This is a genomic window from Bradyrhizobium sp. (assembly GCF_049512235.1).
Taxonomy (GTDB): domain Bacteria; phylum Pseudomonadota; class Alphaproteobacteria; order Rhizobiales; family Xanthobacteraceae; genus Bradyrhizobium.
Genome location: NZ_JBEKXH010000245.1, coordinates 1 through 9887 on the forward strand (window position 1 = coordinate 1; position 9887 = coordinate 9887).

General features: G+C 63.0%; 11 protein-coding genes. 7 read left to right on the forward strand and 4 right to left on the reverse strand.

The features are described 5' to 3' along the window. The 4 genes from ABSG20_RS21355 to ABSG20_RS21370 form a co-directional block, all read right to left on the reverse strand. The coding region (locus ABSG20_RS21355) for a HigA family addiction module antitoxin (protein ID WP_423866497.1) at positions 1 to 310 on the reverse strand (310 nt) is incomplete at its 3' end. An 11-nt stretch (positions 311 to 321) separates the two neighbouring features. Beyond that, positions 322 to 600 carry a type II toxin-antitoxin system RelE/ParE family toxin gene (locus ABSG20_RS21360; protein ID WP_423866498.1) on the reverse strand — a complete coding sequence of 93 codons (279 nt, stop codon included), beginning with the start codon at positions 598 to 600 and terminating at the stop codon, positions 322 to 324. A 343-nt stretch (positions 601 to 943) separates the two neighbouring features. Further along, the gene (aroC, locus tag ABSG20_RS21365; RefSeq protein ID WP_423866499.1) at positions 944 to 2041 is read right to left on the reverse strand and encodes a chorismate synthase; all 1098 of its coding nucleotides are present in this window, start codon (positions 2039 to 2041) and stop codon (positions 944 to 946) included. A gap of 117 nt (positions 2042 to 2158) precedes the next feature. Further along, complete coding sequence (locus ABSG20_RS21370; RefSeq protein ID WP_423866500.1) at positions 2159 to 4204, reverse strand: adenylate/guanylate cyclase domain-containing protein; 2046 nt, start codon at positions 4202 to 4204, stop codon at positions 2159 to 2161. 336 nt (positions 4205 to 4540) lie between these two features. On the opposite strand from ABSG20_RS21370, the gene ABSG20_RS21375 reads away from it, so the two are divergent. From ABSG20_RS21375 to ABSG20_RS21405, 7 genes are all read left to right on the forward strand, one after another. Next, on the forward strand, positions 4541 to 5005 hold the full coding sequence (locus ABSG20_RS21375) for a DoxX family protein (RefSeq protein WP_423866501.1): 465 nt from the start codon (positions 4541 to 4543) through the stop codon (positions 5003 to 5005). A gap of 590 nt (positions 5006 to 5595) precedes the next feature. Then, on the forward strand, positions 5596 to 5859 hold the full coding sequence (bufA2, locus tag ABSG20_RS21380) for a BufA2 family periplasmic bufferin-type metallophore (RefSeq protein WP_423866502.1): 264 nt from the start codon (positions 5596 to 5598) through the stop codon (positions 5857 to 5859). 260 nt (positions 5860 to 6119) lie between these two features. Continuing rightward, complete coding sequence (gene bufA2 / locus ABSG20_RS21385) at positions 6120 to 6377, forward strand: BufA2 family periplasmic bufferin-type metallophore (protein ID WP_423866503.1); 258 nt, start codon at positions 6120 to 6122, stop codon at positions 6375 to 6377. Between the two features lie 71 nt (positions 6378 to 6448). After that, positions 6449 to 7357, forward strand: coding sequence for an MNIO family bufferin maturase (gene bufB / locus ABSG20_RS21390; protein WP_423866504.1), 909 nt, complete (start codon positions 6449 to 6451; stop codon positions 7355 to 7357). Further along, entirely contained in the window at positions 7354 to 8139 is a 786-nt protein-coding gene (locus ABSG20_RS21395) for an HvfC/BufC family peptide modification chaperone (protein WP_423866505.1), read from the forward strand. Before bufB ends, ABSG20_RS21395 begins: the two co-directional genes overlap by 4 nt. Before the next feature lie 11 nt (positions 8140 to 8150). After that, entirely contained in the window at positions 8151 to 8951 is an 801-nt protein-coding gene (locus tag ABSG20_RS21400) for a creatininase family protein (protein WP_423866506.1), read from the forward strand. Further along, on the forward strand, positions 8948 to 9887 hold a 940-nt coding region (locus ABSG20_RS21405; protein ID WP_423866507.1), incomplete at its 3' end, for a hypothetical protein. The genes ABSG20_RS21400 and ABSG20_RS21405, both read left to right, overlap by 4 nt.

The following is a 9887-nucleotide window of genomic DNA, read 5'->3' on the forward strand; positions in this document are numbered from 1 at the left end:
AGACGGCTTCCAGCGTCGGAATGCTATTGATCTTGTCGCCGAGTTCCTGCTGCGCGCGATGCAGGTCGTATCGCTTCTGTAGATTGAGCCAGAGATCCGGACCGTTTCCGCACAGCTTCCCGAGCCGCAACGCCATGACCGGAGTGACCGGTTGCTTTTCCGTCAGGACGTCATAAAGGGTCTGACGCGACACGCCGAGCAGCTTGGCAATCTCCGTCTTGGGCCGGTCAAGGGCCGGCAAAATCTCCTCGCGGAGAAGTTCGCCGGGATGCATGGGCGGCAGGCTTCGCTTCGGGTACTTCCTGGTCATTTAACCTATCCTCAGTGATAGTCTTCGAGATCGACCTCGATGGCATCACCCTCTATCCAACCGAATGTAATCCGCCAGTTTCCACTGGCGTTGAGCGCGTAGCGCCCCTTGTCGCGGCCGGTGAGCGCATGAAAGCGGAACCCCGGCAAGTTCATGTCCTCTGGCCGCGATGCATCGTCGAGCGACCGCAGAATGTTGGCGATACGTCTCGTATTCTGTACGCTGAGCCGGCGTCCGTCGCCAGTTGCGAAGAACCGTTCGAGCGCCTTGTCTCGGAACGATCGGATCATGTCCGGCGTGTAAGGCAATAACTTACAGTTGTCAAGCCGTGCCTTACGGTTGATGCGCAGCCCCGCAGGCCCCTTCAGCTGCTCAGCCCCCCAACTGCCCCCGATGCCGCAAAAAATGATCCGCCAGCACGCAAGCCATCATGGCCTCGCCTGCCGGTACGGACGCCCTGGTTGCGAAGCCGACTTTTGGAGCGGCTGATCGTGGCTGACTCCACAGCTGTCCAAGCGGCCATAGACGATATGAAATCGTGGGAGGGCAGCGCAAGGGCGGCTTGGAGGCGGAAGCCGTAACCCGCCATCTCGCCACGTAGACGGCGGATTACGGCTGCGCCTCCAATCCGCCCTACAGACTCCCACCTCCCATTTGTCCCCGGTGCCGCAGAAAATGATCCGCCAGCACGCAGGCCATCATGGCCTCGCCTACCGGCACGGCGCGGATGCCGACGCAGGGGTCGTGGCGGCCTTTTGTCAATATGTCGGTGTCGGCGCCGGAGCGATCGACGGTGCGGCGCGGGGACAGGATCGACGACGTCGGCTTGACGGCAAAACGCGCCACGACCGGCTGGCCGGTCGAGATGCCCCCTAAAATGCCGCCGGCATGGTTGGACAGGAAGCTTACGCCCTGGTTGCCCATCCGCATCTCGTCGGCATTTTCCTCGCCGGATAGTTCGGCCGCCGCAAAACCTGTGCCGATCTCCACGCCCTTGACGGCGTTGATGCTCATCAGCGCCGCGGCGAGGTCGGCATCGAGTTTGGCATAGATCGGCGCGCCCCACCCCGCCGGCACGCCTTCGGCGATCACCTCGATGACCGCGCCGATCGACGAGCCCTTTTTGCGGATGCCGTCGAGATAGGTTTCGAAGAACGCGGCCTTGTCCTTGTCGGGGCAGAAGAACGGATTGCGCCCGATCTCGTCGTAATCCCACTTGTCGCGATCGATCTTGTGCGGACCCATCTGCACCAGCGCGCCGCGCACGGCGACGCCGGGCAAAATCTTGCGCGCGATCGCGCCGGCCGCGACCCGCGATGCGGTTTCGCGCGCCGACGACCGGCCGCCGCCGCGATAATCGCGCAGGCCGTATTTGGCCTCATAGGTGAAATCGGCGTGTCCCGGGCGAAACTTGTCCTTGATGTCGGAATAATCCTTCGAACGCTGATCGGTGTTCTCGATCAACAGCGCGATCGGCGTCCCGGTCGTGACCTGCACGCCGGTCTCCGGATGCGCCATCACGCCGGATAGGATCTTCACGGCGTCCAGCTCCTGCCGCTGCGTTGTGAAACGCGATTGCCCGGGTCGGCGCCGATCGAGATCGCGCTGGATGTCCTCGCTGGTGAGCGCGAGCCGCGGCGGACAGCCATCGACCACGCAGCCGATCGCGACCCCGTGGCTTTCGCCGAAGGTCGTGACCCGGAATAGATGGCCGAAGCTGTTGAAGGACATGTTTGATAATCCGGCTTGGCTTTAAACGATCGAAGACGCCTTGTCGTAACGCGGGCGGTTCGAGGGGTCAAACGCCATCGCTGGGCGGACATGCCCGGCCCTGCTTTCCGAAGCCGGCTACTTCGTCAGGGCGATCGTCGTACCATCCCAATCAGCGTTGACTGGCGCCTCCAGCTGCTGCCGGCAACGTTTGATCATCGCCGATGACGCCGGATCATGGGCCCGAAGCGCGATGGCTTGCTCGAATTCATGGATCGCGGCGGCGAAATGACCGGCGCGGTAGGCGGCAAGGCCGGCTTCGTAACATTCGACCCAGCCCGGCAAATCGATCATTTCGTCGGCCATGCCCAGCAATTCGTAGATTTGCAAGCCACCGCTCCGCCCGTAGACGGCGAGCCGATCGAGCTCGCGAACCCGGATGTGATCGAAAGCCAGCCGGCGCGTTTGCGGACCAATGATGATCTGCGAACCATAGAGCTTGTTGGTGCCCTCAAGGCGGCTGGCAATGTTCACGGCGTCGCCGATGACCGTATAGTTCAGCCGGACTTCAGACCCGATATTGCCGACCAGCATGTCGCCGGAATTGATGCCGATGCGTATGGTTATGCTGCCCCCCTCCCCGTCGACGAGATCGAGCTCGCGAACGGCGCGCGCACACGCCAAGGCAGCCCGGCAGCAGTCGGTGGCATGGTCCGAATTCGGCGCTGGCGCGCCCCAGAAGGCCATGACGGCATCGCCGATAAACTTGTCGATGGTGCCGCCGTGGCGCTGAATCTGCGTCGAAACGGACTCGAAATAGCGCGACAGCAGGGGGATGACCCGGTCGCCCATTCGTTCGGACATTCCGGTAAAACCGGCCAGGTCGACGAACATCACGCTCATCGGCCGCACCGCCCCGCCGAGACGCGCACCAAGGCCATCGCTGATCAGACGCCGGACCAGGTCAGCGGGAATGTACTTCCTGAACGCGGCGAGCCCCAGCGCCATATCCGCAATCGCGCCTGAGAGATTCTCGATTTCGGTCAATTGCGAGGAGTGCCGTTCGACCTTTTCGAGGTCGAAGCGCTCGACATGCCTGATCTCCCCGACCACCTTGATGAGCGGCGCCGCGATCAGCCGCTGGGCCAGCCATGCCGACAATAGCCCCGCGAGCACGATCAGGATCGCGAGGCCGACCAGCAATTTGCGGATCGTGGCCTCGACCGGCCCGAGGAATTCCGACTCGGGAACCACGGTCACGAGCGACCAGCCCGGGAACGAGATCGGGGTCAGCACCGCCTCATAGGCCCTGCCGTTGCGGCTGACATCGATGTGAAAGGCCTGGCCCTTGTCCGGTTCGTAATTGCCACCGGCTTGCCGGATCGCGTCGACGGCGACCGGAAACAAGGGATGGCTGGTCTTCATCGCGGTCGTTTCGTCGGCGTCCGGATCGGGAGAGGCGATCGCCGCGCCGTCGCGATCGAGAATGAAGGCGCCGGCCGACTTGCCGACCGTGAGCTGTGAAAGAAAATTCGAGACCCGGGTCAGCTCGATGATGATGGCCAGTACGCCCACGCGCTTATGATCGACGTCGATCGGCCCTGCCAGCGCCACCGCCGGCCGCTCGCCGCCGGGATGGGTAGTCAGCCTGACCCAGCGCTCCTCGTTGGACTGATCGGCCTCGCGGTACCATGGCTGATCGGTAACGGAATATTGGGTGTCCTCGACACGTTGGTTTTTGAACTGGACGTCCTCGCCTGCGAGTTCGTAACGGTCGATCCGCATTTTGGTCTCGCCACCGGCCAGCCCGAGCATTTCGATGGCGGAATCGCCGAGCTTGTGCGCGGCGAAGAACGAATGATCCGGCCAGCCGAACGCGACCCAGGAAATGGTCGGTTGGGCCTGCAACTGCGAGAGGAATACAAACCTGCGCTTGGCGTCGCGGCTGTCGAGAACTTTTTCGACGAACAGCGTGCGCACCGCGGTGAAAGCAGACCTCGCTTCGGTGGTGATCGACTGCAGCTCATCGCCGACGGCGGAGACGATCTGATCATTGATGGTGTCGGCGAGCGTCTGGCTGACCTGTTGCGCGGTCCGCCACCACAAAAGATGAACGCCGAGGGCGCTGACCACGATCGATGCCAGCACAAGGCTGGAGACAGCGACGCGTATCCCGATTCGCATGTTGGCCTGCCCTCATCGAATGAACGGAAACAACCTATCGGCAACGGCCGGCCAAAGATACCGGCGCCATCGCCTCGAAGGGCGACCCTTACCCCAACTCTCTCCCCGCGAAGGCCCCGCGAAGAGCGGGGCGAGCGCACCGTGCCTGGGCCGGTCCGAGAATCCGAGTCGTTTATTCGCGTACGGGGCCCAAGGCCGTGTAACAAGCCGAATGTTCGCAACGAACCTCCGGGGATCGCGACACGCTTCGCGCACGGCATTATCCTGCGCGCGATTGACGCGGTCGGCCGCAGCCTGGTGTCAAACAAATTCTCGCTTTAATTGGAGGGGGGTAGCATGAAATTCATCGTCAATCTTCTGATCCTTTTGCCGGCGCGCATAGCATCCTATTTTTCCTGGGCGGCGCCGCTGATCATGCGGCTTGTCATCGGCTACGTCTTCATGCTGGCCGGCTGGGGCAAGCTCAACGCGCTTCCGCAGATGATCCAGAACTTCACCGATTGGGGCATTCCATATCCGAACGTCCTGACGCCGTTCGTCGCCGGCGTGGAATGTTTTGGCGGTGCGATGCTGATCCTCGGCCTGTTCACCCGCATCCCGGCGGCCATGCTGGCGGTCGTCATGGTCGTTGCCGTCAGGTCGGCCAAATGGGGTGACGTCGATTCGCTGGAAACACTGTTGGGCTTCGAGGAAGCGACCTACTTCGCGGCCTTCCTCTGGCTTGCGATTGCCGGACCCGGCGCCGCCTCGCTGGATCGGCTGCTCGTCAATACCTTCGCCGATCCCAAGGAATCGACCTGACAGCACAGGGGGCGGGCGAAGGCCTTGTGAGGGAGCCGCGCTGCCTACGCTCCCCTCCCCCCGCGCAGCGGTGGGGAGGGGTCGGGGGTGGGGGGTCTATCGCAGGCGGCAGTGTATGCGGAGGCACCCCCACCCCACCCACCCCACCGCAAGAGCGGGGGGAGGGAGTGAGAGAGCGCCGCCTCGCCCTTAATACGAGACCTGGGGCCTGAAGACAGGGCCCAGCAGTACCGGGGCTTTTTTTAAGTGCAATGAAATACTAACTTTCTGCCGGTGTTTGGCAGGAACGGATTGCCGGCTGGGAAAAAAATGAAAACTTTTTTTGAAACCACTGTAACCAAGTCGGCCGGTGCCCCGTAGCTAGCTCCGGACGAGCAGTCAAATTGCGGAACACCCAAAGGGGACCGCATGAGGCAAGCCACGGTCCTCTAGCTGGGATCGGCGACCTGCCCGCATGCGGACTGCCGCGAAGTTTCCGCGATTTGACGGCCGTCCGAACCTCCCGCTCGTCGTGCATGTGGTGATCAATCCGGTCACTGGATGCTCACGGTGTCACATTTTGTCATCAAACATTCATCGAGGAGATCGTCATGAAGTTGGATTCCAAATCCGGTGCCACGCTTGCCGCCGCCGCTGCAACCCTGTTTCTCGCCGGTGCGGCGGTGTCGACGGCATCGACGACCGCACACGCAGCCATGGGCAAGTGTATGGCCGGCAACGCCTGCAAGGGCCAAAGTTCCTGCAAGGGCCTCGCAAATTCCTGCAAGGGCCTGAACTCCTGCAAGGGCACCGGCTTTTCGATGACCTCCGAAAAGGCCTGCAATGCGATGGGCGCCAAGTACGTCAAGAGCTGATCCGCCCCGCTGACCCGGAGAGCGCCCGGCAAAGCCGGGCTCTCTCAATACGGCGGTACCGGCGTCGGAAGCTACGCCGTTACCCCGTGGAAAATATGCAAACCGCCGGCGGGCTCGCGGCGGTAGATGATAAAATAAGCTGTCGACCATGTAACCAGCAACCAGTTCGTAACGTAGCTAAAACCAGGTGCGGGCTGGCCGGGAAAGGTCTCGCGGTCGAAATCCCCTGCACTTTTGAAAACCCCATTGGAGGAAGAATGATGAAAGTTACTTCCAAGTCCGGCGCCGCCGTCGCCGCTGCCGCGGCAACCCTGTTCCTGGCCGGCGCAACCATGTCGACCGCAAGCTATGCGGCCGACGAGGGTCACTGCATCGGCGCCAACGCCTGCAAGGGCCAAAGCGCCTGCAAGGGCGGCAATCATGCCTGCAAGGGGCTGAATGCCTGCAAGGGCCAGGGCTTCTCCGCCTTGACCAAGGAAAAATGCGACGCGGCCAAGGGCAAGTTCGAGCCAGCCTGATCAATTTCGACCGCGGAGGCCGTGGCCCGGTGTATGCCGGGCCGCGGCTTCCGTGCTAGTGGATTGGCTCCATGAATGATGTCCTAAGCCATTCGCCGGATGCGCCGGCCGCGCTTGCAGGCCGTGAAAGCCGTTCCGCCAGGCCGCCGTTCCTCGGATTTGGCCTCGGACTGCGCGCCCAGCATTACGACGAGATTCTCGACGGCGATCCGCCGATCGACTGGTTCGAAGTCATCAGCGAAAATTACATGCTGCCGGGCGGCCAGCCGCTCCGCGTGCTCGACCGGATTCGCGAGCGCTACCCGGTCGTCATGCACGGCGTGTCCATGTCGATTGCATCGACCGCGCCGCCGGATTTCGAATATCTTCAGGGCTTGCGCGATCTGGCGCGGCGTGTCGAGCCGCAGTGGATATCGGATCATCTTTGCTGGACCGGGGTCCATGGCAAGAACCTGCACGATCTCCTGCCAATTCCCTATACCGGCGAGGCGCTCGATCACGTCGTCAACCGCGTGCAACTGGTCCAGGAATATCTCGGCCGCGCCATCGTGCTGGAGAATGTCTCGACCTATGTGCAGTTCAGCAATTCGGAAATGACGGAATGGGAGTTTCTCAGCGAGCTGTCGCGCCGCTCCGGATGCTTTTTGCTGTTCGACGTCAATAACGTCTATGTCAGCGCCTTCAACCACGGCTACGATCCGCTGACGTTTCTTCGGGGCATCCCGGCGGACCGGGTGGTTCAGTTTCACATGGCCGGGCACAGCCATGTGGGCACGCACATCATCGATACCCACGACCATCCGGTGTGCGAAGACGTCTTTGACCTCTACGTCGCGGCCTTGAAGCATTTCGGCCGCGTCTCGACCATGATCGAGCGCGACGACAACATTCCCCCGCTCGGCGAACTCATCGTCGAAGTCAATCGAACCCGGGAGATCGCGGCGGCGGTCTTGCCAGAGCCAGTTCGGTGGGTCCGATGAGCGATCTGGCACGCCAGCAGAGCGATTTTCAGCGCGCGATCCTGACCGGGGACGACGCGGTACTGACCGAAATTCTCGACAGTCCCCGGGAAAAGCGCGAGGTCCTGTTCGGCGTCTACAGATATGCCTACGGGTCACGGCTGGTCGAGGCCATGCGCAACGATCATAAACTGCTGCATCTCTATCTCGGCGACGACATGTTCGACGCCATGGGGCACGCCTATGTCGCCGCCCATCCGTCGCAGCATCCAAACCTGCGCTGGTTCTCGCACGCGCTGCCGGATTTTCTGAAATCGACCGCGCCCTACCAGGATCACCCCGTGCTGTCCGATCTCGCCGCGCTCGAAAAGGTGCTCAATGACGCGTTCGACGCCGAGGATGCACCGGTGCTGGCCCTGTCCGACATGGCTGGTTTTGTCCCGGAAGTCTGGAGCGAACTGAGATTTCGGCCCCATCCCAGCGCCTTCAGGCTCGATGTTTCGACCAACGCCTCCGCCCTCTGGCTCGCGCTCAAAAGCGAACAGACACCGCCCGATGCGGTCGCGCTGGCCGAGCCGTGCCGGCTGCTGGCATGGCGGCAGGATGTGACGCCGATGTTCCGCGAATTGACCGGCGAAGAGGCGATGCTGTGGGCCGAGGCGACCGATGGCATTCCCTTCGGTGTGCTCTGCGCCATGCTGGCGACGTATGACGATCCCGATGCTGCCGCGGCACGCGCCGCCTTCTATCTGCATGGCTGGATCGCGGCGGGACTTTTGACGGACGCCGTCGTCGGCAATTGAGGGCGGCACGGATGCCAGCGGATTCCGATCGCAATATCATCGAACAATTGAGCTGGGACGAGGTCGCGCGGCGCATCGGCAACGGCGCCGCCGCCATTCTGCCGATCGGCGCCGGCGCCAAGGCGCACGGCTTCCATCTGCCGCTGAATACCGACCGCATCCAGGCCGAATGGCTGGCCGCGCGGATTGCGGGTCGCATCGACGCCTTGATCTGGCCGACGGTCACTTACGGCTATTACCCGGCCTTCGTCGAATATGCCGGGAGCGGCAGTCTGTCGGCGCCGGTGTTCGAGGCATCGATCCACGAGATCGTGGCGGGAATCCTGAGGTTTGGCTGCCGCGCAGCCTTTGTGGTCGATACCGGCCTCAGCACGCTGGCCCCGGTCGATCGCGCGCTGGCGCGGCTTGACAGCCGCGATGTGCTGCATCTCAAAGCATACGACGGACCGCGCTATCGCCGCGCGGCGGCACGGCTTTCCGAGCAGGGCCATGGCAGCCACGCCGACGAACTCGAGACGTCGCTGATGCTGGCGCTCGCGCCCGAACTGGTCGACATGTCGCGCGCGGAGGCCAGTCCTCGACGGCAACGGGAAACGCCGGGCCGCCTGACGCCATCGGACATTTCCTCGCCCAATTACAGCCGCTCCGGCAGCTATGGCGACCCGACGCTGGCGACGCGCGCCAAGGGCGAGGTGCTGCTCGCGGCGATGGTCGACGATCTGGCCGAACAGGTGACGGCCTTCCTGGCGCCGGGAATGGCCGCGGACGATCGATCAGGCGAGATCAAGCCGCAAAGCGCGTCGTGCTCATGAAATGCATCGACGACATCAGCTTGATCGTTGGCGCCAGCCTCAGGGCGCTTGTGCTTTTCTGCGCGTTCTCCTCACCGGCTTCGGCGCAATCGGAATTCCTGCGCGGCGATCGCATGCCCTATGACGCATTCGACCGGCTCCCCAAGACCGACCTCGAAGTCGGCGGCGGCGTGATTCATGCAGCCTTCGCCCCCGGCGATATCGCCTTGCCGAAGGAGAAAATTCTGGATTGGGTGAAAACTTCCGCCAGGGCCGTCTCGACCTATTACGGCCGCTTTCCGGTGAACTCGCTAAAACTTCTGCTGGTGCCGGTCGACGGTCCCCGCGTTCGCGGGGGAACCACCTGGGGTTATCGCGGCGCCGCGATCCGGGTGCTGCTGGGCCGCGATTCCAGCGAGGGCGATCTCAGGCAGGATTGGGTCATGGTCCACGAAATGGTGCATCTGGCCCTTCCCGACATGGAGGAGCGCTACAATTGGCTGTCGGAAGGACTGGCGGTCTATGTCGAACCGATCGCGCGGGTTCAGGCCGGAGACCTGACGGCAACGGAAATCTGGCAAGCGATGATGCGCGATATGCCCAAAGGGCTGCCGCAAGCCGGCGACGAGGGTCTCGACAACACCGACACCTGGGGCCGCAAGTACTGGGGCGGCGCCATGTTCTGTCTCTTCGCGGACATCGAGATACGCAAGCGGACCTCCAACCGGCTGGGCTTGCAGGACGCCATGCGCGGCGTGATCGCCGCCGGCGGCAACCACGAAGTCGACTGGCCGATCGAGCGCATCCTGGCCACCGCGGACAAGGCCGTCGGGCTCGACGTGCTCACGCGTCAACATCAGGCATGGGGCGACAAGCCGGTGAGCCCCGATCTCGATGCGCTCTGGCGCGAGCTCGGTTTGGTATCCCAAGGCGGCAGCCTTGCCTTTGACGACAGCG